This window comes from Pseudomonas sp. PDM01 (assembly GCF_014852325.1).
GTDB lineage: Bacteria > Pseudomonadota > Gammaproteobacteria > Pseudomonadales > Pseudomonadaceae > Aquipseudomonas > Aquipseudomonas migulae.
In genome coordinates this window covers 307,411-329,350 of sequence record NZ_JACVBK010000008.1, presented here as the reverse complement: position 1 = coordinate 329,350, position 21,940 = coordinate 307,411, and the positions used below count along the sequence as shown (strand labels likewise).

Sequence of the window (21,940 nt, the reverse complement as noted above, 5' to 3'; positions counted from 1 at the left end):
GGGTCGCGGAAAATCGCGTGATTGGCAGCGACTAACAAATCGCAGGCATAAAAAAATCCCCGAACCAGTCGGGGATTTTTTATGTTCGATCAATCAGCCCGGGGGCGGATCAATCTTCGCGATAGCGACGCAGCTTCAACTGCTTACCGGCAACGCGAGTGTCCTTCAGCTTGGTCAGCAGACGCTCCAGACCATCTTCCGGCAGCTCGACGAGGCTGAAGCTGTCACGCACCTGGATGCGACCGATCGCTTCACGCGCCAGACCACCTTCGTTGAGGATGGCGCCCAGCAGGTTTTTCGCCGCGATACCGTCACGCGCGCCCAGCGCGGTACGGCAACGGGCACGACCTTCGGCCAATGGAACCGGAGCACGACGCTCACGATCACCACGGTCCGGACGATCACCGGTGCGCTCTGGACGATCGCCACGCGGTGCGTTGTTCGGCACCAGTGGACGTTCTTTCTCGATTGCAGCCAGGGTCAGCGCCTGAGCGTTGGTCGCCTTGCGCAGCAGGGCAGCAGCCAGTGCACGCGGCGTGCAACCGATATCGGCAGTCAGGCGATCCAGCAGATCACCGTGAGTCGATTCGGCATCACCAACCAGCGGCGACAGGCTGTTGGTCAGTTTCTTGATGCGGGCATCGAGAACAGCCTGAGCGTCCGGCAGGCGAACTTCGGCAACTTTCTGACCGGTTACACGCTCGATCACTTGCAGCATGCGGCGCTCACGCGGAGTCACCAGCAGCAGTGCACGACCTTCGCGACCGGCACGGCCAGTACGGCCGATACGGTGAACGTAGGATTCAGGATCGTACGGCATGTCAACGTTGAACACGTGAGTGATGCGCGGAACGTCCAGGCCACGAGCGGCAACGTCGGTCGCCACAACGATGTCCAGACGGCCATCCTTGAGGGAGTCGATCACGCGCTCACGCTGGTTCTGGGCAATGTCACCGTTCAGCGCAGCGGCTTTGTAGCCTTTGGCTTCCAGGGCGCTGGCCAGGTCCAGGGTCGCTTGCTTGGTGCGCACGAACATGATCAGGGCGTCGAAGTCTTCGACTTCCAGCAGGCTCAATACAGCCGAGGTCTTCTGGTCAGCGTGAACCAACAGGTGAGCCTGTTCGATCGCGGTAACGGTCTGAGTCTTGGTCTGGATCTTCACGTGTTGCGGATCGCGCAGGTGGCGTTCGGCAATGGCACGGATCGACTGCGGCAGGGTAGCCGAGAACAATACGGTCTGACGGGTTGGAGGCAGCGCCTTGAAGATGACTTCGAGGTCGTCCATGAAACCCAGTTTGAGCATTTCGTCGGCTTCGTCGAGAACCAGGTGGTTCACGGTCGACAGGACTTTTTCGTCGCGACGCAGGTGGTCGCACAGACGGCCCGGAGTGGCGACAACGATCTGTGCGCCATTACGGATTGCTTTCAGTTGTGGACCCATAGGGGCGCCGCCGTAAACGGCCACAACGGTAACGCCTGGCATTTGCTTGGCGTAGGTTTCGAAAGCGGTTGCTACTTGCAGCGCCAACTCACGGGTTGGCGCCAGGATCAGGGCTTGCGGCTCGCGCTTGGCAGGATCGATGCAGTGCAGGATAGGCAGGGCGAACGCAGCGGTTTTACCCGTACCGGTTTGCGCCTGACCAATCATGTCCTGGCCGGCCATGATGATCGGGATCGATTGCTGCTGAATAGCCGAAGGCTCTTCGTAGCCAGTCGCAATGACGGCTGCAAGGATATTCGGATTAAGATTAAAAGCGGCGAAGCCGCCGGTTTCCTGGGTCATGGGTCTGCCTCTAAGTGCATCCGCAAAGACCCATGCTCCAAAGCTGCGCATGCCGTGTAAGACTCAAGAGTCGCCCTGGCTGCTTTGTCGGCGGGGATTTGCGAAAACGAATGAATGAAAAAGATTCGTCAAGGGAGAGTCCGCTGTGCGGACGTGCAGCCGAAGCTGACTTCGGGGAATTGCGCTACCTAAACGCGGCCCGGTTAAAGGCCGGCGCGCACTATACCGGAATTCGCCCAAAAAGGGAGCATTATTTGTCGGAAAACTGACGGATACACCGTTGTGTCACAGGCTTTGCGGATAATCGTGCGACGGTCTATTTTTCAAAGGCCCGGCCCTGCTGGGGATGGCGCTAAAACGGTTCACCGTTGTGACTCGGACCTGCGGCCTCGCCTACCCCTTCAAACCCCTTCCCGCCCGAGGAATTGTTCGATGAATCAACCTGTTACCAGCCGTGTGACCTGCGAAAGGCGCGGCCATGTCCTGTTGATCGGCCTGGATCGGGTAGCCAAGCGCAATGCCTTCGACCTCGACCTGCTCAACGCACTCAGTCTGGCCTACGGTGAGTTCGAGGCTGACAGCGAAGCGCGGGTGGCGGTGGTGTTCGGCCATGGCGAGCATTTCACCGCCGGGCTTGACCTGGTCAGCGCCAGTTCGGCCCTGGCCGAGGGCTGGCAGGCACCGCCCGGCGGTTGCGATCCGTGGGGCGTGTTCGCGGGTCCGCGAGTCAGCAAACCGGTGATCGTCGCCGCGCAAGGTTATTGCCTGACCATCGGTATCGAGCTGATGCTCGCCGCCGACATCAACCTCTGCGCCAGTAACACCCGGTTTGCCCAGAAAGAAGTGCAGCGCGGGATTTTCCCGTTCGGCGGTGCCACATTGCGCCTGCATCAAGTCGCCGGCTGGGGCAATGCGATGCGCTGGTTGCTGACCGGGGATGAATTCGATGCGCATGACGCGTTGCATCTGGGGTTGGTGCAGGAAGTCATGGCCAGCGAGGATTTGCTGCCCCGGGCGATTGAGCTGGCGGAGCGGATTGCCCGGCAGGCGCCGCTGGGGGTACAGGCGACGTTGATGTCGGCGCGACAGGCGCGTTATGAAGGCGAAACAGCCGCTGCGCTGGGGTTGCCGCCGCTGGTGAAGAGTTTGTTGGCGAGTGAGGATGCGAAGGAAGGCGTGCGGTCGATGGTTGAGAAGCGGCCGGGCATTTTCAAAGGGGTTTGAGGTTTGTGGCGAGGCGGATATTGCCTTCGCGGGCAAGCCTCGCTCCTACAGGGAAATGCGCCCCCTTGTAGGAGCGAGGCTTGCCCGCGAAGAGGCCCTAAAGAACAACAAATCAAGTAGCCGGGCGAATCGCCTTGATCAACGACTGCAACGAATACCCCAACCGTGGCGCCAGCCCTTCGGCCCGCGCAACCAACCCATCCATGTCCAGTTCCTGATCCAGCTCCGACGGCACGAGCAGAATCACATTGCCCTCCTTCACCGGCAACTCCCAGTAATGCCGGTGATAGAGCCCACGCAACAGCGCCGCGCCCAACGGTTTGCCATCGTCGGTGGCCCACTGGTTGATCACCAGCCAGCCACCCGGATTCAGGCGTTTCTGACAGTTTTCCAGAAAACTCCAGGCCAGATGCCCGACACCCGGCCCGACATCGGTATAAAGGTCGACGAAAATCAGGTCGGCCGGCTCGGCGGTATCGAGCAGTTCCAGCGCATCGCCGACACGGATGTACAGCCGCGGATCGTCATCCAGCCCCAGGTATTCGATGGCCAGGCGCGGCACGTCGGGCCGCAGCTCGATGGCTTCGACATCTTCCAGCGGCAAGAACTTCAGGCAAGCCTGAGTCAGCGTGCCGGCACCGAGGCCGAGGAACAGCGCGCTTTCCGGTTGCTCGTGGCACAACGCGCCGATCAGCATGGCACGGGTGTAATCGTATTCGAGCCAGCTCGGGTCGGCAGTGAACACGCAGCTCTGTTCGATGGCATCACCGAACTCGAGAAAACGGTAATCGGCCACTTCCAGCACGCGAATCACGCCGAACTCGTCCTGTACCTCGGCGAGCAGATGCTCGACGCGCTCCTCAGTCATTTCGTCTCCAGATCGTCACCGGGCCCGGCAACGCAATGCACCGCAACATCAGGCGGCAAAGGCGCGATTGTCCGCGAAGCGACGGGAACAGGTCACGCACTAATTTGCTGATAACATGAACGTCCGAGCGTAAAACAACCGAGACCGTGATGAGCCAACCCTGGAGCCCTGACAGCTGGCGCGCCCTGCCGATCCAGCAACAACCCCACTACCCCGACGCGGCGCATTTGCTGCACGTCGAGCAAACCCTGGCGAGTTATCCGCCGCTGGTGTTTGCCGGTGAAGCCCGGGAGTTGCGACGTCAGTTTGCCGAAGTGACCCAGGGCCGCGCATTTCTGTTGCAGGGCGGCGATTGCGCCGAGAGCTTCGCCGAGTTCTCTGCCGCGAAAATCCGCGACACCTTTAAAGTGCTGCTGCAAATGGCCATCGTCATGACCTTCGCCGCGGGCTGCCCGGTGGTCAAGGTCGGGCGCATGGCCGGTCAGTTCGCCAAACCGCGTTCGGCCAACGACGAAACCATCGACGGTGTGACCCTGCCCGCCTACCGTGGCGACATCGTCAACGGCATCGGCTTCGACGAAAAAAGCCGTGTGCCGGACCCGGAGCGTCTGCTCCAGTCCTATCACCAGTCCACCGCGACCCTGAACCTGCTGCGCGCCTTCGCCCAGGGCGGCTTTGCCGACCTGCATCAGGTGCACAAGTGGAACCTGGACTTCATCGCCAACTCGGCGCTGGCGGAAAAATACAGCCACCTCGCTGATCGCATCGATGAAACCCTGGCGTTCATGCGCGCCTGCGGCATGGACAGCTCGCCACAACTGCGCGAAACCAGTTTCTTCACCGCCCACGAAGCGCTGCTGCTGAACTACGAAGAAGCCTTCGTGCGTCGCGACAGCCTGACCAACGACTACTACGATTGCTCGGCGCACATGTTGTGGATCGGCGACCGCACCCGTCAGCTCGACGGCGCTCACGTCGAATTCCTGCGCGGGGTGAACAACCCGATCGGGGTCAAGGTTGGTCCGAGCATGAACCCGGAAGACTTGATTCGCCTGATCGACGTGCTCAACCCGGACAACGATCCAGGTCGCTTGAACCTGATCGCACGGATGGGCGCGAACAAGGTTGGCGATCATTTGCCGCAACTGATCCGCGCGGTGCAGCGTGAAGGCAAGCAGGTGCTTTGGAGTTCCGATCCGATGCACGGCAACACCATCAAGGCCAGCAGCGGCTACAAGACCCGCGACTTTGCGCAGATTCTTGGCGAGGTGAAGCAGTTCTTCCAGGTGCACGAAGCGGAAGGCACCTATGCCGGCGGCATTCACATCGAGATGACCGGGCAGAATGTCACCGAGTGCATTGGCGGTGCGCGACCGATCACCGAGGACGGGCTGTCGGATCGGTATCACACCCATTGCGACCCGCGGATGAATGCGGATCAGTCGCTGGAGTTGGCGTTCCTTATTGCCGAGACGTTGAAACAAGTCCGCCGGTAAACCGTGTCGCTGCCTTCGCGGGCAAGCCTCGCTCCTACAAGGGATCGCGACCCTCTGTAGGAGCGAGGCTTGCCCGCGAAGGCGTCAGCTCAGTCACCACCAATACCGGCCAATGCCACCCGTAACCGCCCCGCACTCTCCCGCGGGCAATTCAACTGCACCCGCTCCAACCCCAACCAATCCGCCATCCGCCGCAAATTCACCGCCAACGCCAGCATCCCTTCCTCATCCAGCCCCGGCTCTTCCTCATGCACGGCATGCACCGCCAACCGCCCCAACGCCCGCTCCGCACGCAAATCCACCCGCGCAGCAATCCGCTCGTTGTATAAAAACGGCAGCACGTAATAGCCGTAGACCCGCTTGTCCGGCGGCGTATAAATCTCCAACCGATAGCGAAAATCGAACAAACGCTCGGTACGACTGCGCTCCCAGATCAGCGAATCGAAGGGTGACAGCAAGGCACTGGCCTCAACCTTGCGCGGCACTTTCGGCTCTGGCAAACAAAAGCCCGGTTGCCGCCAGCCCTGGACTTCACAGGTCAGCAGCTCCCCGACCTCCACCAGTTCCGCCAAGCGCGGACGCGCATCACCCGGGCTGAGCCGGAAGTAATCGCGCAGGTCCTTTTCCGTCGCCACACCCAAGGCATTCGCGGCGTGCAACAACAGCCCGCGCTGGGCCTCGTCCTCCGCGAGCAACGGCTGCTGCAGAATCGCCGAAGGAATCACCCGCTCCGGCAAATCATAGAGCCGCTCGAATCCACGCCGCCCGGCCACGGTCACTTCCCCGGCGGCGAACAACCATTCCAGCGCATGCTTTTCCGCGCTCCAGTCCCACCACGGCCCTGCCCGCTCCTGACGGGTCGAAAGGCTGCCGGCACCCAGCGCGCCGAGCTCTTCAACCGAGGCCAGCACCCGCCGGACAGTGTCCTGCTGCTCACGCCCGAAACGTGCCAGCTGCTGATAGATATCTTCGCCACGACCCGCGCGCTGCATACGCCAGCGCATCAACGGGTACATCGACAGCGGCAGCAACGAGGCTTCATGCCCCCAGTATTCGAACAGCGTGCGTCGCCGGCCCGAACTCCAGGCAGCCTGGTCGAGCAAGTCGGATGAGTAATTGCCGAGGCGGGAAAACAAGGGAAGGTAGTGCGAACGCACCAACGCATTGACCGAATCGATCTGCAAGATGCCCAGCCGCTCGATCAGGCGATTGAGCTGTACCGCTTTGATCGCCGCTGGCGGCTGGCGCCCGTTGAATCCTTGGGCGGCCAGCGCCAGGCGTCGAGCCTGTTTGATGGAAAAGGACAGCATTGCGGGCATGAGCATCTCCTTGTCTGCTCGCAACCTACCTCACCGGGAGACGGTTTGTGTAGTTGTGGCTTACTCATTTGTGCATCGGGTCATCCCAGAATGGGCGGACGGTTTCGTGCTCGACATCCGCACGACTGAGCCCGATGTCCTTCAACGCTTCGTCGCTCATGCCCGCCAACAACTCACGTTCACGGTGCAATTCGTACCAGCGACTGATCTTGTGCAGTAAATCCGAGACGACGTGGATGGAATGTTTCTCTACCTCGACATAACCTTTTTGACCTTTCATCTTGTTGCCCTCCGTTTGGGATGGCTCAAGTGTCACGCCAGAGCTAAGATCAATCCAACGAATGTTTCTTATGCAATACATCTCGGAGATTGATGTATGTCCGCCTTCCCAAGTATCGACACCGAAGTGCTGCGCACCTTTGTTGCCATCGCCGATCAGGGCGGTTTCACCCGCGCAGGGGAGCTGGTCAACCGCACGCAATCCGCCGTCAGCATGCAAATGAAGCGGTTGGAAGAGGACGTGTTGCAACGCCAACTGTTCCAGCGCGACGGCCGCCAGGTGCGGCTGACCGCTGAAGGCCAGGTGCTGCTGGGTTACGCCCGGCGCATCCTCAAGTTGCACAGCGAAGTGTTCAACACCCTGCGCGAACCGCACATGGTCGGCACGGTGCGGATCGGCACGCCGGACGATTACGTGATGCGTTTTCTGCCGGGGATTCTGCGGCGATTCGCCCAGTCATATCCGCTGATCCAGATCGAGGTGCACTGCGAATCATCAAAACAATTGCTGCTACGCCAGGATCTGGATTTATCCATCGTTACCCGCGAGCCGGGCAACGAGATCGGCCAGTTGCTGCGCAAGGAACGTTTCGTCTGGGCCGAGGCACAATGCTACAGCGCCCACGAGCAGACGCCGTTGCCGCTGGCGATGTTCAACAGTGATTGTTTCTGCCGGCTGTGGGCCTGCAATGCGCTGGACGCGATGGGTCGCGACTACCGCGTGGCCTACAACAGCTCAAGCCTGTCGGCGATCATGGCGGTGGTCAGCGCCGGCCTGGCCGTCACCGCACAACTGGAAAGCCTGATCACCCCGGACATGCGCATTCTCGGTGACGCCGAAGACCTGCCCTTGCTGCCTGAAGCCAGCATCATGCTGGTGCGCAACCTGCACAATCCGTCACCGATTACCGAATGCCTGGCCGAACACATCATCGACGGCTTCAAACTTTAAACGCGAGCATCACCGCGCACAGCACCAGGAAGCCACAGAATAGCCCGCGCAGGAGGCGCTCCGGCATGGCGTGGGCGATCTTCACGCCCCAGCTGATGCTCAGCAGTCCACCCACGGCCAACGGCACGCCGATCATCCAGTCCACTTGATGATGCACGGCATAGGTGACCAGCGTGACGCCCGTGCTGGGCAATGCCAGTGCCAGCGACAACCCTTGGGCCACCACCTGGCTGGTGCCGAACAGGCTGGTCAGCACCGGCGTTGCCACCACCGCCCCGCCCACGCCAAACAATCCGCCCATGGTCCCGGACGCCGCGCCGAGCACACCCAGCCATGGCCAGGCGTAATTCATCTGCGAAGAAGCCGGCGCATTGGCGTAGAACATTCGCAACAGGTTGTAGGCCGACAGCGCGATCAGGAAGGCGACAAACCCGATGCGCATGGTTTGCGCATCAATACCCACCGCCCAGATGGAGCCGGCCCAGGCAAAGCAAAACCCCATCGAGGCCAGCGGCAGCGCGTGACGCATTTCGATTTTGTTGCGCTGGTGATAACGCCATAGCGCCAGCATCACGTTAGGGACGACCATCACCAGCGCGGTGCCCTGGGCAATTTGCTGATCGAGACCGAACAACACGCCGAGCAACGGAATCGCGATCAGACCGCCGCCGATGCCAAACAAGCCGCCGAGGGTTCCCAGGGCTGCGCCAAATACCAGGTACATCAAAAACTCGATCACGGCCGATTTCCTTTTATCTCAGGCCATTCATCCTACGCAGTCGGCGCTGGCGGGGAAACGCACAGCAACGCACAATGGCTGTGCCAACTTCGCACAAGCATTAATACGCCATGAACCCTAATCAATTGACCGAACAACTCGGGCTGTTCCTCGATGTGCTGGAAACCGGCAGCTTTTCCGCTGCCTCTCGCCGTCATCCACTGACCCCTTCGGCCGTGGCGCGGCGCATCGATAGCCTGGAAAGCGCGGTCGGCAGCCAGTTGTTCATTCGCAGCACCCATGCCGTCCGAGCGACCCCGGCCGGCGTGGCGTTTGCCGAGCGTGCGCGGCGGATCGTGGCGGAATTGCAACTGGCCCGCGCCGAGGCAGTGTCCCTGAGCAGCGCGCCGGAAGGCTTGATCCGGATCGACGCGCCGGCCGCGTTCGGCCGACGGCATCTGGCGCCGGTGATCGCTGATTTTCTGATGCTGTACCCCGGCCTCGACGTGCAACTGCACCTGATCGACAGTTTTGTCGACATGCAGGGTTTGAATCTGGGCAAGGTCGATCTGGTGCTGCGCGCCGGGCAAATGGCCGACACCCGGCTGGTGGCCACGCCGCTGGCGAGCATGGTGCGCATCGCCTGCGCCAGCCCCGCATACCTGCAACGCCGAGGCGTGCCGACCGATCCGGCGCAGTTGAGTGATCACGACGGTCTCGACTGGGATGGCCTGGCGCCGCCATTTGCCTGGCGCTTCGAGCAAAACGCAGAAATGCATTTGCATCGTCCCGGGCGCATCCGCATGAGCGCCAACAATGCCGAGGCGCTGGTCTGCGGTGCGCTGGCCGGGCTCGGTATCGCGCACTTGCCGACCTGGCTGACCAGCGAATACCTGTTGCGCGGCGAACTGCTGCCGCTGTTCTGTGAACACGGCCTGCCACCGCCGGAAACCACCGGCATCTATGCGTTGCGCCTGGAGCAGCAACCCAACCCGAGGAGTCGTTTATTGCTGGAGTACCTGAAAGTCCGCTTCAGCCCTGTCCCGCCATGGGATCTGGCGCTGCGAACCAATCTGGACCGGCACTAGGTCAGAATTATCTGGCGCATTAAAGATTCGCCCGCTAGATTCATGAAGATCACTGATCAAGGCTTTGAGATGAACACCGAACGCGACACCACGGATAACTGCGACGACCTGCTGCTGGACAACCAGGCCTGCTTCGCCCTGCATTCCACTTCACTGCTGATGACCAAGGTCTACAAGCCGCTGCTGCAAGCGCTGGGCCTGACCTATCCGCAGTACCTGGCGATGATGGTGTTGTGGGAACGGGACGGTTTGACCGTAGGCGAAATCAGCACGCGCTTGCTGACCGATCCCGGCTCGCTGACCCCATTGCTCAAGCGCCTGGAAGTCGAAGGCTTGCTCAGCCGCACTCGCAGCCGCGAGGACGAGCGAGTGGTGATTGTCGAGCTGACTGAACAGGGTCGCGCGTTGCGGGACAAGGCGCGCGGCGTGCCCCAGTGCATCCTCGGCGCCAGCGGCATGACGCTTGAGCGCTTGCAAAAACTGCAAGCGGAGCTGCAAGTGCTGCGCAGTAATCTGCAGGACAGCCTTTAAGCGATCACCTGATAGATCGCGTTATCGTTCTTCGCGGGCAAGCCTCGCTCCTACAGGTCATGTGCGGTCTGTAGGAGCGAGGCTTGCCCGCGAAAGCATCCTCGACGCCACAAAAAAATTCCTGCCTGTTACTCCCACACCAAAGCCTCTACATCAAGCCTCTCCCCGCCGAATGCATACCCTGCGCATGCTTTCAGGGAAACTTTTTTAAAAATTTATCTTGCGCGCTAAATATTAGCGCGATACATTCATCTCGCACTTACTTAGCGCGCAAACATTTAGCGCAAACCATACAAACCTGAAACGAGGCCTACATCATGCAAACTCTCTACACCGCAATCGCAACCTCCACTGGCGGCCGTGACGGTCGTGCGGTTTCCAGCGACAACATCCTCGACGTCAAACTCGCGACCCCGAAAGAACTCGGTGGTGCTGGCGGCGCGGCCACTAACCCGGAACAACTGTTCGCTGCCGGTTACTCGGCCTGCTTCATCGGCGCGCTGAAATTCGTTGCCAGCCAGACCAAACGCAGCATCCCGGCCGACGCCTCGATCACTGCCCACGTCGGCATCGGCCAGATTCCTGGCGGCTTCGGTCTGGACATCGATCTGCACATCAGCCTGCCGGGTCTTGAACAAGCCGATGCGCAAACCCTGGTCGACGCGGCCCACCAGGTCTGCCCGTACTCCAACGCCACCCGCGGCAACGTCGAAGTGCGCCTGCACGTGACCGTCTAACCGTCGACTCCAAGACCGAACAGGAAACGAACATGAACACTTTCAGCAAAGTCTTGACCGGTACCCTTCTCGCCCTGTCCATCCACAGCGCATTCGCGGGCGACGGGGTTGAACACAACACCCAGGCGTTCCTCGATGTCCTGAATGCCGGCACCGGCAAACCGATGGAACAGCTTTCACCGAAAGATGCCCGGGCCATTTTGGTCGGCGCGCAAGCCGGGGTGAAACTGACGCTGCCAAAAGCAGACGTCAGCCAGAAGACCATTCAAGTCGACGGCCAACCGCTCAGCCTGACCATCGTCCGGCCGGCCGGGGTCAAAGGCGAGCTGCCGGTGTTCATGTTCTTCCACGGCGGCGGCTGGGTGCTGGGGGATTTCCCGACCCACGAGCGGCTGGTTCGGGATCTGGTCACGGGTTCGGGGGCAGCGGCGGTGTTCGTCAATTACACCCCGTCGCCGGAAGCGCATTACCCGGTGGCGATCAACCAGGCTTACGCGGCCACTAAATGGGTGGCCGAGCACGGCAAAGAGATCAACGTCGATGGCAAGCGACTGGCCGTGGCCGGTAACAGTGTCGGCGGCAACATGGCGGCCGTGGTTGCGCTGATGGCCAAAGATAAAGGCACCCCGGCGATCAAGTTCCAGGTGCTGTTGTGGCCAGTGACCGACGCCAGCTTTGAAACCGCGTCTTACAACCAGTTTGCCGAGGGGCACTTCCTCACCAAAAACATGATGAAGTGGTTCTGGGACAACTACACCACCGACGCCAAGCAACGTAACGAGATCTACGCTTCACCGCTGCGGGCGACCACCGCACAACTCAAGGGCTTGCCACCTGCGCTGGTGCAGACGGCCGGTGCTGATGTGTTGCGCGATGAGGGTGAAGCCTATGCGCGCAAACTGGATGAGGCGGGTGTGCCGGTCACGGCGGTGCGTTACAACGGCATGATTCACGATTACGGTTTGCTGAACGTAGTGAGCCAGGTGCCAGCGGTTCGCTCCGCAATGCTGCAAGCGTCCGAAGAACTGAAGCAACACCTGAAGAAATAACACCACTCACCTGTAGGAGCCGGCTTGCTGGCGATGGCGTCTTCAAAATCGCCATCGCCAGCAAGCCGGCTCCTACAGGTTTTGCGGCGTTTTCCCAGTCAGCGTGTTTCTGGCAGGCACAAAAAAGCCCGACTCAATGGTCGGGCTTTTTCATTCCTGAAGCAGTGCTTATTTAGCACGGCCTTTGTAGGAACCGCCTTCGCGGGTATCGATCTCGATCATGTCGCCGATTTCGATGAAGTCAGCAACCGACAGCTCGGTACCGTTCTTCAGTTTGGCAGGCTTCATTACCTTGCCGGAAGTGTCGCCGCGAGCGGAACCTTCGGTGTAGTCAACCTGACGCACGATAGTGGTCGGCAGTTCTACGGAAACCAGACGCTCTTCGAAGAAGATCGCTTCGCAAACATCGGTCATGCCTTCTTCAACGAAAGGCAGAACGGCTTCGATGTCTTCAGCGTTCAGTTCGTACATGGTGTAGTCGGTGGTGTCCATGAACGTGTAGGTGTCGCCGCTGATGAAGGACAGGGTCGCTTCTTTGCGGTCGAGGATTACGTCGTCCAGTTTGTCGTCAGCGCTGTAAACGATCTCGGTCTTGTAACCGGTCAGCAGGTTTTTCAGCTTGGTCTTCATGATCGCGCTGTTACGACCGGATTTGGTGAATTCAGCTTTCTGAACCAACCATGGATCGTTTTCGAGACGGATCACGGTACCGGGTTTCAGTTCTTTACCAGTTTTCATTGCGAATATCCGAATTTGGATGGGATTTACAAAAATCTAGGCCGCGTATCATATCCAATTTAGGTAAAACTGTACCAGCGCTGCGGCAAGATCAGCCTGCAAAGCCTGTTCCAGACACCACGCTTCGGCGTGTTTTTGCAGTTCTGGCCAGTGTTTACGGGTCGTAGCCCAATGGTCGGACATATCATGCCCGGCATTCCACTCTCGCCAAAGACCGCTGATCGCCTCGCGGGCAGGCGCAGACAGGCCTTTTGTGTAGAGCGTGAGGAAGGCTTCGAGCTTGTCCAGGTGAATGTCTTCGTCCTGCCGATAGATGTGCCAGAGCAGCGGCCGCCCTGCCCATTGCGCGCGGACAAACGAATCTTCGCCGCGCACGGCGTTGAAATCGCAGCACCAAAGCAGGTGATCGTATTGATCCTGTCGGACGAACGGCAGCACTTGCACGGTCAATGACTCGCGCACATGCACCGCGCCAGCCGCCAAACCCTCGACACCGAGCCAACGCTCGACATCACCGAGAATCCGCCCTTCGGGCACCAGCAGATGCGTGGGCACGGAATCTGCGGCCAGGACATCCAGCCAACTGGCCAGGCCGGCATTTTCGTAGGCGAACAGAGAAATCAACTGCGCGCCTTGCGCCCGATCAATCCCTAAACCTTGCAGGAATGCGCGCTGAGCCTTCGGGTCTTGCTGAAACTGCCGACGCCGTTCCAGCAATCCGCTTTCACGCAGCAAGCCACCGGTGCCCTTTTGGAACCCCGGAAAGAAAAAGAATTTCTGCACATTTTTGTACTTCACCGACGGCAAGCCGTGGCAGCCAACGACCCAATCCTCAGCGCTCAGGTAGTCGAGGTTCAACCACAGCGGCGGTTTCTCCCGCGCCGCCATGGCCTCCATGTAAGCACTCGGCAACTGGCAGGCGAACGCGGCGATCACCACATCAGCCGCGTCAGTCGGCTGCCAGTCGGCCGTCCACTGACGCACCTCGACCCCCTCCTGCCACTGCTGTGGAAGATTGAGATCAATGGCTGGGCACAAACGCTCGAAGGCCCGCAAATCATCGACCCACAAACGCACGTCCATCGCATGTTCGGCCACCAATTGGCGGGCCAGGCGCCAGGTCACACCGATGTCGCCAAAGTTATCGACCACGGTGCAAAAAATATCCCAGCGCCTGCGGTTTTTCATTTGAGGCAGTTCAGGCATTCCGGGCTCCCGTTGGCAAAGGCGCCGATTGTCCGCATAAATTACCCCGTGCAGAAGAGCCGACGGCGATTAATCTTCATGCGACAATCGCCACTCGCCCGCGACCACCCGCCAGGAGGCAGTCATGCCCTACCGTCCCAATCCGCGCCGCCGCTTGCCGATCCAGCTTAATGCCCTGCAACTGACGGGCAGTATCGCCCTCGGATTGTGGCTGGGTTTCCTCGCGATCGCACTGACCTGCTGGCTCGCCTCGCGCCTGTTGTTCAGCGAGCAACTGGCGCCCGTCGCGCAAGCGGTGGAGCAATTGGCCAAGCCGCCGGTAGTGGTGCAACCGGTGCCGGACATTCCGCCGCAGAGCCCGATGTTCCAGCAGTACGAAGAGAACCTGCGCAAGAACGAACAGGCACAACGGCTGGATCAGGCGCGCAGCAGCAACCGCAATCTGTCGAACCCCAATTGCCAGTTCTGGCTGCAACAGGACCGCACCGCACCGAGCGAAAAAAGCCGCGCCAATGTCCTGCAATTCTGCGATTGATCATGAATAAGCAAACCGTCCACCAACTGATTATCGACAAGCTGCGGATTGATCTCGACATTGCCGAGCGTGCCGCGCAAACCGCTTACGAAACGGCGACCCACGAAGAAAACATCGCCGAAAACAAGTACGACACCCTGGGCCTGGAGGCGTCATATCTGGCAGCCGGGCAGGCAAAGCGCGTGGAGGAAATCAGGCAGTCACTGACGCTGTGCCAGAACCTGACGCTGCGGCCTTATGACGATCAGCGCGGCATCGAAGTCGGCGCCCTGCTCGGTCTCGAAGACGAAAAGGGACGTGAGCAATGGCTGTTCCTGGCGCCCGACGCGGCGGGTTTGAAGGTCGATCTGGTGGGGCAGTGGATTACCGTCATCACCCCTCGCTCGCCGCTGGGCAAAAGCCTGCTGGGCAAGTTCGAAGGGGACGAGGTGGAGATTCTGGTGGCGGGTGCTCGGCAACAGTTTTCTGTTACCGAGGTGGTTTAGCGGGAGATCAATGAACCGGCAGTTCGACGCCGTCGAATAGCTCTTCCAGTTCCTGCTTGTTGTGGCACTGAATGGCTTTGGCCATGACTTCGCGGGTCAGGTGCGGGGCGAACTTCTCGATGAAGTCGCACATGAAGCCACGCAGGAAGGTGCCGCGACGGAAACCGATTTTGGTGATGCTGGATTCGAACAATTCGCTGGCATCGAGCACCACCAGGTCATTATCGAGCTTGGTATCGACCGCCATTTTCGCCACGATGCCCACGCCCAACCCCAGGCGAACGTAAGTCTTGATCACGTCGGCGTCGGCGGCGGTGAACACCACTTTCGGCGTCAGGCCGCGATGGCTGAAGGCTTCGTCGAGTTTCGAACGGCCGGTGAAACCGAACACGTAAGTCACGATCGGGTATTCGGCCAGCGCTTCGAGAGTCAGCTTCGACAGCTTGGTCAACGGGTGGCCCTGAGGCACGACCACGCAGCGGTTCCAGCGGTAGCACGGCATCATCACCAGATCACCGAACAGCTCCAGCGCTTCAGTCGCGATGGCGAAATCGACAGTGCCGTCAGCGGCCATTTCGGCGATCTGCATCGGCGAACCCTGGTGCATGTGCAGCGCAACGTCCGGGTATTGCTTGATGAAATTGCTGATCACCGGCGGCAACGCATAACGCGCCTGGGTGTGCGTGGTGGCGATCGACAGGGTGCCTTTCTTCTCGTTGGAGAATTCCTGGGCGATCTGCTTGATGCTTTCAACCTTGCGCAGGATCTCGCCGGCGGTGGTGATGATGCGCTCGCCGGCCGGGGTGACGCGGGTCAGGTGCTTGCCGCTGCGAGCAAAAACCTCGACGCCCAATTCGTCTTCCAGCAGACGGATCTGCTTGCTGATGCCCGGTTGCGAGGTGTAAAGGCTTTGGGCTGTAGCGGAAACGTTGAGGTCGTGGTGCGCCACTTCCCAGATGTAGCGCAATTGTTGAAGCTTCATATGAATCCCTCAAAGCAGGTAGACGCCACGGGCATCAGCGACGGTATATAACTATATTAATGGTTTGAAGAATAAATCTAGAACTTTTTTATCAAACTGCCACTATTCGTGGACTAGCGGTCCCCTTGGCGACGGCGTTCCACCAGCGGCACCAGATAGACCGGGACCCGAGCCAACTGCAACACCCGCGCTGCGGTCCGCCCCAAAGGCGTTTCCGCACCAGCACCATGGCTATGACTACCTACGATCAACAAATCCACGGAGAGTTTCTGCGCCTGTTCGAGAATCACCTGCGACGGATCGCCCTGAAGCACCCGCACCGCTTGTATCCGCTCCAGATCCTGCTCCCCTTCATCCCCCAGTTCTTCACGAAAACTGTCGAGCACGCGCTGCTCGATATTGGCGATCACGGTGTTCAGGCCCTGACTGTGAAACTCGTTCAGCGCCTGCTCATCGAGGTAACTCTGAAGCACCGATTCGGCAAACAGCCCCATGGGTTCAACCGCGTGCACCACATACAGGTCGGCATTGAATGTTCGAGCCAGCTCCAGGGCATGCTGCATCACCAAAGGGGCGTACAGGCCGAGGTCAGTGGCATAGAGCATCGAACGAATCATATGACCTCCTCGAGTGCCAACATGGCGGAGATTGATTCAGCTTAGCAGTGCCTTGGCGAGTGCGACGTCCCGCGTAACGCGTTGAACGGCGGGCTTAAACCTTTTGCTCATTGCTTATGCCATGCGGCACATGGCCGGTAGCGACCACCTCGCGAGCCAACTCGCAATGGCCGGCCTGATCGTCGAAAAACACGTCAGCGGCAAAGGCTTCAAGGAAAGCGGACTTGGTCAGGCCACCCAGAAACAGCGATTCGTCCAAGCGAATATCCCACTCGCGCAGGGTCCGAATCACCCGTTCATGAGCCGGTGCGGAACGCGCGGTGACCAGCGCGGTACGGATCGGACAGTCGTCCTCCGGGAACTCGCGCTGCAACAGATTGAGCGCCGCGAGAAAGCCCTTGAACGGCCCACCGCGCAAGGGCTCGCGGGCGCTTTCGCGTTCGCTGGCCTGGAACGCTTCAAGGCCGCCCGCCTGATAAACCCGCTCCGACTCGTCGGAAAACAGCACGGCGTCACCGTCGAAGGCAATCCGCAATTCATCGCTGGCCGCACGGCTGGCGCCGCCCGACAGAATGGTCGCCGCCGCGAACCCGGCATCCAGCGCACTGCGCACGTCTTCGGCATGGGTCGAGAGGAACAGGTCGCAGCCAAACGCCTTGAGGTACGGATAGGGACTGCGCCCGCCGACAAATGCCGCGCGCGAAATCGCCAGCCCGTAATGGTGAATCGAGTTGAACACCCGCAGCCCGGTGTCGGCACTGTTGCGCGACACCAGGATCACCTCGACCCTGGCGCGGCCGAGGCTGGCGTTCAGGTTCAGGAGTTTTTCAACGAGAGGGAATGCGTCGCCGGGCTCGAGGATTTCGTCTTCGTGTTCGATCTGATATTGCCGATAGGCCTCGACGCCGCTCGACAGATAAACCTTGTGGCTTTCGCTCAGGTCGAACAGCGCACGCGAAGAAATCGCCAGTACCAGTTTGTCGTCAATCGTCTTTGCCATGCCCTTCCCCCTCGGGTTGATCGACTCAGGTGTTGCGTCGATCGATAAAACTCAAACTGCGATACAACGCGTCGATTCGCGGCAATTCGCACCCGACAGCCTTGGCCGCCGCCAGTGGCCGGGCGTAAATGGCCGCCAGTTCCAGCGGTCGCTTGTGCAAAAAGTCGTGGTGCATGCTCGGCCAGTAGTCCGGCATTTTCTCGGTCATCATGAACAGATAATCGGCATAACCGGCCGGCATGTCGTGACCGCAAGCCTTCGCGCCCAAGACCACTTCGGCCATCAAGGCCTTGATCAGTTCGCGGCTGTCGGCGTCGGCCATCAACGCTGTGGTGCCCGCCCCAAGCAGAACCGAGAGGCCGTTGTAAGGAATATTCCAGACCAGTTTTTGCCAACGCGCCTGTTGCAGGTTCGCCATGGCCTGGGAATCGATGCCGGCGCTGCGGAACAACCCGGCGCCCTCCTCGACGATCGCCATGCGCGCCGGCTCATCGCCAGCGGGGCCACTGTGGTAGCCGACGTTCACCGCGCCGAGGGCCTGATGGGTGATCGCGCCCGGGCCGGTGCGATGCACGCAGATCAGACAAAGCCCGCCGAGCAGGTGCAGCGTATCGGGAAGCAATGACCGCAGACTGTCTTCGACGTCCAGGCCGTTTTGCAGCAGCAGTACCTTGGCATTCGGCGCTGCGGCTTGAATGATCGCCGGCGCCAGACCGGCATTGCTGGTGGTCTTGGCGCCCACCAGCAACCAGTCGCAGGGCGGCATGTCTTCGGCCGACGAATAGGCCTGAACCGGATTCAACGTCAGCGCGCCGTGTGGTGCACTGTCGATGTGAAGTCCGTGCTCGGCCACCGCCGAAAACTCGCTGCGCAGCAGAAAATGCACATCGAAACCGGCACGCGCCAGCATGACCCCGTAAAACCCGCCGATCGCACCGGTTCCGATAATACCGATGGTCGGTTTGGCAACTGCAGCCGTCATGGCAACTCCTCTGCTGTTCTCGTCAACGCCTGACCTACGGCCTCATTCAGCTCGGTAGCGGTCAGGCGTGATTTTAGTGCCCCGAAGAACTCACCGTCGCGCACCACAAACAGCGCCGGCAAATGAAAGACCTGATAACGCTCGACCACCCCGCCGTTGTCCCCGGCATCGATCCAGCACAAGCGATCGACATCCAGATCGAGCCTGGGCAATTGCTCTCGGGCAAAACGGCAACTGGCGCAGCCGACGCTGGTAAAAACAACCAGCGAAACGCCGCTCATCGCCAGCAACCGTTGGTCGGCGTCGAAATCGGTCAGTGCCAATTCGACCACTATACTGGGGGAAACAATGTCAGATGGCCGACACATGGAGTCCGTGCTCATGGGACGTTTTATTCCTCATCCTGACGATGTACCCGTCGAATTAACGTTGCTAAAACCTGAGTGTATTTCACGGCAACAGCTGCACACTATCAGCCTCGGGGGCATGGCTTGCAATTACCACCGCGCCTGGCGTCACGGTACCGCGCTGGAAGTACGCATGCCGACCTTGAACCCCGATATGCGTTTTCTGGGCTACGTGGCCTGGTGCTTGCGACGCAAGCGCGGCTACCTGGTAGGCATTGCCTTTGTTGACGAGCAGATGATGTTCAGCGCCCGAATGGGCGAACAGGTGTGTCAGATCGAGCGTTACTGTCGCTTGCATGACGCCCACGACGACCTGCAGGAAACCCAGGCGCTGGCCCTCGAATGGGTCCAGCAGCACGCCGACGAGTTCTCCCACGACACGGTTCGCAAGGCATTTTCGCAGGCGGTGCTGGATTAAGGGACGTCATCAATTCGTTGCGAATGGCCCTTAAACCGCTGTCTGCCCATTGTCGAGCCACGGTGTAACGCGCTAAGGTTCCGCTCCCCGACGCGCTTAATTTGCTGTGCTCCGCCGCGCGGGTTCGCTGGCGGCCGGCACCCGTGACCTGACGAGTAAACGATGGCTGATTTACCGATCAACGACCTAAACGTCGCCTCCAACGAGACGCTGATCACTCCTGACCAGCTCAAGCGTGATATCCCTCTGAGCGACGCTGCCCTGCGCACCGTCACCAAGGGTCGCGAAGTCATTCGCAACATTCTTGATGGCACCGACCACCGCCTGTTTGTCGTCATCGGGCCGTGCTCGATCCACGACATCAAGGCTGCCCACGAATACGCCGAGCGCCTGAAAGTGCTGGCCGCGGAAGTGTCCGATACGCTGTATCTGGTCATGCGCGTGTATTTCGAGAAGCCACGCACCACTGTCGGCTGGAAAGGCTTGATCAACGACCCGTACCTGGACGACTCCTTCAAGATTCAGGACGGTCTGCACATTGGTCGTCAGTTGCTGCTGGACCTGGCCGAAATGGGCCTGCCGACCGCGACCGAAGCCCTTGACCCGATCTCTCCGCAATATTTGCAGGACCTGATCAGCTGGTCGGCCATCGGCGCGCGCACCACCGAATCCCAGACTCACCGTGAGATGGCTTCCGGCCTGTCCTCGGCGGTCGGCTTCAAGAACGGCACCGACGGCGGCCTGACCGTTGCGATCAACGCCCTGCAATCGGTTTCCAGCCCGCATCGTTTCCTGGGGATCAACCAGGAAGGTGGCGTGTCGATCGTTACCACCAAGGGCAATGCCTACGGTCACGTGGTGCTGCGCGGCGGCAACGGCAAGCCGAACTACGATTCGGTCAGCGTCGCACTGTGCGAACAAGCGCTGAACAAAGCGAAGATCAAGCCGAACATCATGGTCGATTGCAGCCACGCCAACTCCAACAAGGACCCGGCCCTGCAACCGCTGGTGATGGAGAACGTCGCCAACCAGATCCTCGAAGGCAACCGGTCGATCATCGGCCTGATGGTCGAAAGTCATCTGAACTGGGGCTGCCAGGCGATCCCGAAAGACCTCGCCGACCTGCAATACGGCGTGTCGATCACCGATGCCTGCATCGACTGGTCCGCCACCGAAAACACCTTGCGCAGCATGCACGCCAAGCTCAAGGATGTGCTGCCTAAACGTGATCGCACCTGATCACTGTTCAGCGCACACAAAAACGCCGGGCTTAACCCGGCGTTTTTTTATGCGTTCGTTTTACTGGCTCAGCTTGGCCGCATGCCGCTGGTGGCGCTCCATGTAGCGCTCCACGTAGGAACACGATGGAATCACGGTGTAGCCCATTTCCTCGGCGTACTCCAGCGCCTTCTCGGTCAAGGCTGCCGCAATGCCGCGACCACGCAATGCGTTGGGCACGAAGGTGCGATAGATATCCAGAGTCTGTTTCCCCAGATCCATATAGGTCAGGTAGGCACGATGACCGTCCACATTGGTCTCGAACTGATGACCTGCCTGGTCATGGTTGATGGACAACGCCTCGCTCATCACAACTCCTCTGCGGGTCTTGAATTCTGACCCCTACCTTACCGATGTTTTTCCGGCGAAGGAACATCTACGCCACCCCCGTGCCTGAATGGACACCGAGAAGAGCTGCACCGATCTCGCGCAACCGAGCACGTATCAAATAGTAGGCACCATTGGCAGAAATGCTCAAGGTGCGCTCGTCATCACGCGGGGTTGGGCGGGTGCTGCTCCGGGTTACGCAGGGACGGCTCGACCGAAGCGCTCTGCGGGTCGATAGCCTGAACATTGCCGGATGTTGAGACTTAAGACGAGCGTCCCTCTATTAAGTCACCTCAACTAGGCGAAAGAGTTTGAGAGGTGCCGCGCAAATTCCGAACAAAAGTGTAGACGAATCCATCTAGACAGACTTTAGCCAAGATGGGAAAAACAGTCCTGCCTCCGGGAACTTTTTCGTGCCAACTCGCTCAGCTCGGGCCTTGCAGCTGGATATTTTTTAATCAATCGCAAGTAAAAGTTGCTCGAAAAAGAATCAACGCCTACAATTTTTTTTGCTTCTTGCTTTACGTCAGTTTACTTACGACAAGTAATGGGTAGTATGTACGCCGGCTATTTCCTCACTCTGAGGAGACAGCTAATTTAATTGAAAGTCCTTGAAGGGGAACACGATGAACAACGTTCTGAAATTCTCTGCTCTGGCTCTGGCCGCAGTTCTGGCTACCGGTTGCAGCAGCGTATCGAAAGAAACCGAAGCACGTCTGACCGCTACTGAAGACGCAGCTGCTCGCTCCCAGGCTCGTGCAGACGAAGCTTACCGTAAAGCTGATGAAGCTCTGGCTGCTGCTCAAAAAGCACAACAGACTGCTGACGAAGCTAACGAGCGTGCTCTGCGCATGCTGGAAAAAGCTAGCCGCAAGTAATAATCCTTCGGGGTTGTTATCAAGCCGACCCATTTTTTGGGTC

At 59.7% G+C, this 21,940-nt stretch carries 25 protein-coding genes; 12 read left to right on the top strand and 13 right to left on the bottom strand.

Annotation, left to right across the window (positions count from 1 at the left end; genetic code table 11):
• Nucleotides 1-109 precede the first annotated feature (109 nt).
• Nucleotides 110-1,783 carry a DEAD/DEAH box helicase gene (locus IB246_RS21415; protein WP_008031432.1) on the bottom strand — a complete coding sequence of 558 codons (1,674 nt, stop codon included), beginning with the start codon at nt 1,781-1,783 and terminating at the stop codon, nt 110-112.
• A gap of 432 nt (nt 1,784-2,215) precedes the next feature.
• Between IB246_RS21415 and IB246_RS21410 the strand changes: the two genes are divergently transcribed.
• Nucleotides 2,216-3,007, top strand: coding sequence for a crotonase/enoyl-CoA hydratase family protein (locus IB246_RS21410; protein WP_008040535.1), 792 nt, complete (start codon nt 2,216-2,218; stop codon nt 3,005-3,007).
• 112 nt (nt 3,008-3,119) lie between these two features.
• Here IB246_RS21410 and IB246_RS21405 read toward each other — a convergent pair whose 3' ends face one another.
• Nucleotides 3,120-3,875, bottom strand: coding sequence for a spermidine synthase (locus IB246_RS21405; RefSeq protein WP_008040534.1), 756 nt, complete (start codon nt 3,873-3,875; stop codon nt 3,120-3,122).
• Nucleotides 3,876-4,024: 149 nt separating this feature from the next.
• On the opposite strand from IB246_RS21405, the gene IB246_RS21400 reads away from it, so the two are divergent.
• A complete protein-coding gene (locus IB246_RS21400; RefSeq protein ID WP_008031425.1) occupies nt 4,025-5,371 on the top strand; it encodes a class II 3-deoxy-7-phosphoheptulonate synthase in 1,347 nt (448 codons plus the stop codon).
• Between the two features lie 89 nt (nt 5,372-5,460).
• Here IB246_RS21400 and IB246_RS21395 read toward each other — a convergent pair whose 3' ends face one another.
• Nucleotides 5,461-6,690 (bottom strand): winged helix-turn-helix domain-containing protein, encoded by a 1,230-nt coding sequence (locus IB246_RS21395; protein WP_008040533.1) that lies wholly within the window; start codon nt 6,688-6,690, stop codon nt 5,461-5,463.
• Between the two features lie 64 nt (nt 6,691-6,754).
• Entirely contained in the window at nt 6,755-6,970 is a 216-nt protein-coding gene (locus IB246_RS21390; RefSeq protein ID WP_008031420.1) for a DUF1127 domain-containing protein, read from the bottom strand.
• 96 nt (nt 6,971-7,066) lie between these two features.
• Here IB246_RS21390 and IB246_RS21385 point away from each other — a divergent pair, with 96 nt between their 5' ends.
• Nucleotides 7,067-7,921, top strand: coding sequence for a LysR substrate-binding domain-containing protein (locus IB246_RS21385; RefSeq protein ID WP_008040532.1), 855 nt, complete (start codon nt 7,067-7,069; stop codon nt 7,919-7,921).
• Here IB246_RS21385 and IB246_RS21380 read toward each other — a convergent pair.
• Entirely contained in the window at nt 7,911-8,660 is a 750-nt protein-coding gene (locus IB246_RS21380; protein ID WP_032832543.1) for a sulfite exporter TauE/SafE family protein, read from the bottom strand. The two genes, IB246_RS21385 and IB246_RS21380, sit on opposite strands and share 11 nt — an antisense overlap.
• A 110-nt stretch (nt 8,661-8,770) precedes the next feature.
• Here IB246_RS21380 and IB246_RS21375 point away from each other — a divergent pair, with 110 nt between their 5' ends.
• The 4 genes from IB246_RS21375 (at nt 8,771) to IB246_RS21360 (ending at nt 12,044) form a co-directional block, all read left to right on the top strand.
• On the top strand, nt 8,771-9,727 hold the full coding sequence (locus IB246_RS21375; RefSeq protein ID WP_008031414.1) for a LysR family transcriptional regulator: 957 nt from the start codon (nt 8,771-8,773) through the stop codon (nt 9,725-9,727).
• A gap of 69 nt (nt 9,728-9,796) precedes the next feature.
• Nucleotides 9,797-10,258, top strand: coding sequence for a MarR family winged helix-turn-helix transcriptional regulator (locus IB246_RS21370; protein ID WP_008031411.1), 462 nt, complete (start codon nt 9,797-9,799; stop codon nt 10,256-10,258).
• Between the two features lie 317 nt (nt 10,259-10,575).
• Entirely contained in the window at nt 10,576-10,995 is a 420-nt protein-coding gene (locus tag IB246_RS21365; RefSeq protein ID WP_008031409.1) for an organic hydroperoxide resistance protein, read from the top strand.
• A gap of 32 nt (nt 10,996-11,027) precedes the next feature.
• Nucleotides 11,028-12,044: an alpha/beta hydrolase gene (locus tag IB246_RS21360; protein WP_008031407.1), complete on the top strand. Its 1,017-nt coding sequence runs from the start codon at nt 11,028-11,030 to the stop codon at nt 12,042-12,044.
• A 168-nt stretch (nt 12,045-12,212) separates the two neighbouring features.
• Here the strand turns inward: IB246_RS21360 and IB246_RS21355 are convergent, their stop codons facing one another.
• Nucleotides 12,213-12,782, bottom strand: coding sequence for an elongation factor P (locus tag IB246_RS21355; RefSeq protein WP_007943632.1), 570 nt, complete (start codon nt 12,780-12,782; stop codon nt 12,213-12,215).
• A 48-nt stretch (nt 12,783-12,830) separates the two neighbouring features.
• Entirely contained in the window at nt 12,831-13,988 is a 1,158-nt protein-coding gene (gene earP / locus IB246_RS21350; RefSeq protein ID WP_008040530.1) for an elongation factor P maturation arginine rhamnosyltransferase EarP, read from the bottom strand.
• Nucleotides 13,989-14,112: 124 nt separating this feature from the next.
• Here earP and IB246_RS21345 point away from each other — a divergent pair, with 124 nt between their 5' ends.
• On the top strand, nt 14,113-14,523 hold the full coding sequence (locus IB246_RS21345) for a hypothetical protein (RefSeq protein WP_008040529.1): 411 nt from the start codon (nt 14,113-14,115) through the stop codon (nt 14,521-14,523).
• Between the two features lie 2 nt (nt 14,524-14,525).
• On the top strand, nt 14,526-15,008 hold the full coding sequence (locus IB246_RS21340) for a GreA/GreB family elongation factor (RefSeq protein WP_008031400.1): 483 nt from the start codon (nt 14,526-14,528) through the stop codon (nt 15,006-15,008).
• A gap of 7 nt (nt 15,009-15,015) precedes the next feature.
• Here the strand turns inward: IB246_RS21340 and cysB are convergent, their stop codons facing one another.
• The 5 genes from cysB to IB246_RS21315 all read right to left on the bottom strand — a co-directional run bounded on the left by cysB (nt 15,016) and on the right by IB246_RS21315 (nt 18,972).
• On the bottom strand, nt 15,016-15,990 hold the full coding sequence (gene cysB, locus IB246_RS21335; RefSeq protein WP_008031398.1) for an HTH-type transcriptional regulator CysB: 975 nt from the start codon (nt 15,988-15,990) through the stop codon (nt 15,016-15,018).
• A 113-nt stretch (nt 15,991-16,103) separates the two neighbouring features.
• On the bottom strand, nt 16,104-16,607 hold the full coding sequence (locus IB246_RS21330) for a universal stress protein (RefSeq protein WP_008031396.1): 504 nt from the start codon (nt 16,605-16,607) through the stop codon (nt 16,104-16,106).
• Nucleotides 16,608-16,701: 94 nt separating this feature from the next.
• Nucleotides 16,702-17,607 carry a 5'-nucleotidase gene (locus IB246_RS21325; RefSeq protein ID WP_008031392.1) on the bottom strand — a complete coding sequence of 302 codons (906 nt, stop codon included), beginning with the start codon at nt 17,605-17,607 and terminating at the stop codon, nt 16,702-16,704.
• A gap of 25 nt (nt 17,608-17,632) precedes the next feature.
• Entirely contained in the window at nt 17,633-18,589 is a 957-nt protein-coding gene (locus IB246_RS21320) for a putative 2-dehydropantoate 2-reductase (protein WP_008040528.1), read from the bottom strand.
• Entirely contained in the window at nt 18,586-18,972 is a 387-nt protein-coding gene (locus tag IB246_RS21315) for a thioredoxin family protein (protein ID WP_032832541.1), read from the bottom strand. The genes IB246_RS21320 and IB246_RS21315 overlap by 4 nt, the downstream gene beginning before the upstream one ends.
• Here IB246_RS21315 and IB246_RS21310 point away from each other — a divergent pair.
• Nucleotides 18,971-19,414: a PilZ domain-containing protein gene (locus tag IB246_RS21310; RefSeq protein ID WP_008040526.1), complete on the top strand. Its 444-nt coding sequence runs from the start codon at nt 18,971-18,973 to the stop codon at nt 19,412-19,414. The two genes, IB246_RS21315 and IB246_RS21310, sit on opposite strands and share 2 nt — an antisense overlap.
• A 162-nt stretch (nt 19,415-19,576) precedes the next feature.
• On the top strand, nt 19,577-20,653 hold the full coding sequence (locus IB246_RS21305; RefSeq protein ID WP_008031386.1) for a 3-deoxy-7-phosphoheptulonate synthase: 1,077 nt from the start codon (nt 19,577-19,579) through the stop codon (nt 20,651-20,653).
• A 60-nt stretch (nt 20,654-20,713) separates the two neighbouring features.
• On the opposite strand, the gene IB246_RS21300 is transcribed toward IB246_RS21305, so the two are convergent.
• Nucleotides 20,714-21,001, bottom strand: a complete 288-nt coding sequence (locus IB246_RS21300) for a GNAT family N-acetyltransferase (protein ID WP_008031384.1) — start codon at nt 20,999-21,001, stop codon at nt 20,714-20,716.
• A 644-nt stretch (nt 21,002-21,645) separates the two neighbouring features.
• On the opposite strand from IB246_RS21300, the gene oprI reads away from it, so the two are divergent.
• Nucleotides 21,646-21,897 (top strand): outer membrane lipoprotei OprI, encoded by a 252-nt coding sequence (gene oprI / locus IB246_RS21295; protein WP_003172710.1) that lies wholly within the window; start codon nt 21,646-21,648, stop codon nt 21,895-21,897.
• Nucleotides 21,898-21,940 lie beyond the last annotated feature (43 nt).

What these genes read in the sequence shown, in the direction of transcription:
- IB246_RS21415 (WP_008031432.1), bottom strand. Translation starts at nt 1,783, where the DNA reads ATGACCCAGGAAACCGGCGGCTTCGCCGCTTTTAATCTTAATCCGAAT.
- IB246_RS21410 (WP_008040535.1), top strand. Translation starts at nt 2,216, where the DNA reads ATGAATCAACCTGTTACCAGCCGTGTGACCTGCGAAAGGCGCGGCCAT.
- IB246_RS21405 (WP_008040534.1), bottom strand. Translation starts at nt 3,875, where the DNA reads ATGACTGAGGAGCGCGTCGAGCATCTGCTCGCCGAGGTACAGGACGAG.
- IB246_RS21400 (WP_008031425.1), top strand. Translation starts at nt 4,025, where the DNA reads ATGAGCCAACCCTGGAGCCCTGACAGCTGGCGCGCCCTGCCGATCCAG.
- IB246_RS21395 (WP_008040533.1), bottom strand. Translation starts at nt 6,690, where the DNA reads ATGCCCGCAATGCTGTCCTTTTCCATCAAACAGGCTCGACGCCTGGCG.
- IB246_RS21390 (WP_008031420.1), bottom strand. Translation starts at nt 6,970, where the DNA reads ATGAAAGGTCAAAAAGGTTATGTCGAGGTAGAGAAACATTCCATCCAC.
- IB246_RS21385 (WP_008040532.1), top strand. Translation starts at nt 7,067, where the DNA reads ATGTCCGCCTTCCCAAGTATCGACACCGAAGTGCTGCGCACCTTTGTT.
- IB246_RS21375 (WP_008031414.1), top strand. Translation starts at nt 8,771, where the DNA reads ATGAACCCTAATCAATTGACCGAACAACTCGGGCTGTTCCTCGATGTG.
- IB246_RS21370 (WP_008031411.1), top strand. Translation starts at nt 9,797, where the DNA reads ATGAACACCGAACGCGACACCACGGATAACTGCGACGACCTGCTGCTG.
- IB246_RS21365 (WP_008031409.1), top strand. Translation starts at nt 10,576, where the DNA reads ATGCAAACTCTCTACACCGCAATCGCAACCTCCACTGGCGGCCGTGAC.
- IB246_RS21360 (WP_008031407.1), top strand. Translation starts at nt 11,028, where the DNA reads ATGAACACTTTCAGCAAAGTCTTGACCGGTACCCTTCTCGCCCTGTCC.
- IB246_RS21355 (WP_007943632.1), bottom strand. Translation starts at nt 12,782, where the DNA reads ATGAAAACTGGTAAAGAACTGAAACCCGGTACCGTGATCCGTCTCGAA.
- earP (WP_008040530.1), bottom strand. Translation starts at nt 13,988, where the DNA reads ATGCCTGAACTGCCTCAAATGAAAAACCGCAGGCGCTGGGATATTTTT.
- IB246_RS21345 (WP_008040529.1), top strand. Translation starts at nt 14,113, where the DNA reads ATGCCCTACCGTCCCAATCCGCGCCGCCGCTTGCCGATCCAGCTTAAT.
- IB246_RS21340 (WP_008031400.1), top strand. Translation starts at nt 14,526, where the DNA reads ATGAATAAGCAAACCGTCCACCAACTGATTATCGACAAGCTGCGGATT.
- cysB (WP_008031398.1), bottom strand. Translation starts at nt 15,990, where the DNA reads ATGAAGCTTCAACAATTGCGCTACATCTGGGAAGTGGCGCACCACGAC.
- IB246_RS21330 (WP_008031396.1), bottom strand. Translation starts at nt 16,607, where the DNA reads ATGATTCGTTCGATGCTCTATGCCACTGACCTCGGCCTGTACGCCCCT.
- IB246_RS21325 (WP_008031392.1), bottom strand. Translation starts at nt 17,607, where the DNA reads ATGGCAAAGACGATTGACGACAAACTGGTACTGGCGATTTCTTCGCGT.
- IB246_RS21320 (WP_008040528.1), bottom strand. Translation starts at nt 18,589, where the DNA reads ATGACGGCTGCAGTTGCCAAACCGACCATCGGTATTATCGGAACCGGT.
- IB246_RS21310 (WP_008040526.1), top strand. Translation starts at nt 18,971, where the DNA reads ATGGGACGTTTTATTCCTCATCCTGACGATGTACCCGTCGAATTAACG.
- IB246_RS21315 (WP_032832541.1), bottom strand. Translation starts at nt 18,972, where the DNA reads ATGAGCACGGACTCCATGTGTCGGCCATCTGACATTGTTTCCCCCAGT.
- IB246_RS21305 (WP_008031386.1), top strand. Translation starts at nt 19,577, where the DNA reads ATGGCTGATTTACCGATCAACGACCTAAACGTCGCCTCCAACGAGACG.
- IB246_RS21300 (WP_008031384.1), bottom strand. Translation starts at nt 21,001, where the DNA reads ATGAGCGAGGCGTTGTCCATCAACCATGACCAGGCAGGTCATCAGTTC.
- oprI (WP_003172710.1), top strand. Translation starts at nt 21,646, where the DNA reads ATGAACAACGTTCTGAAATTCTCTGCTCTGGCTCTGGCCGCAGTTCTG.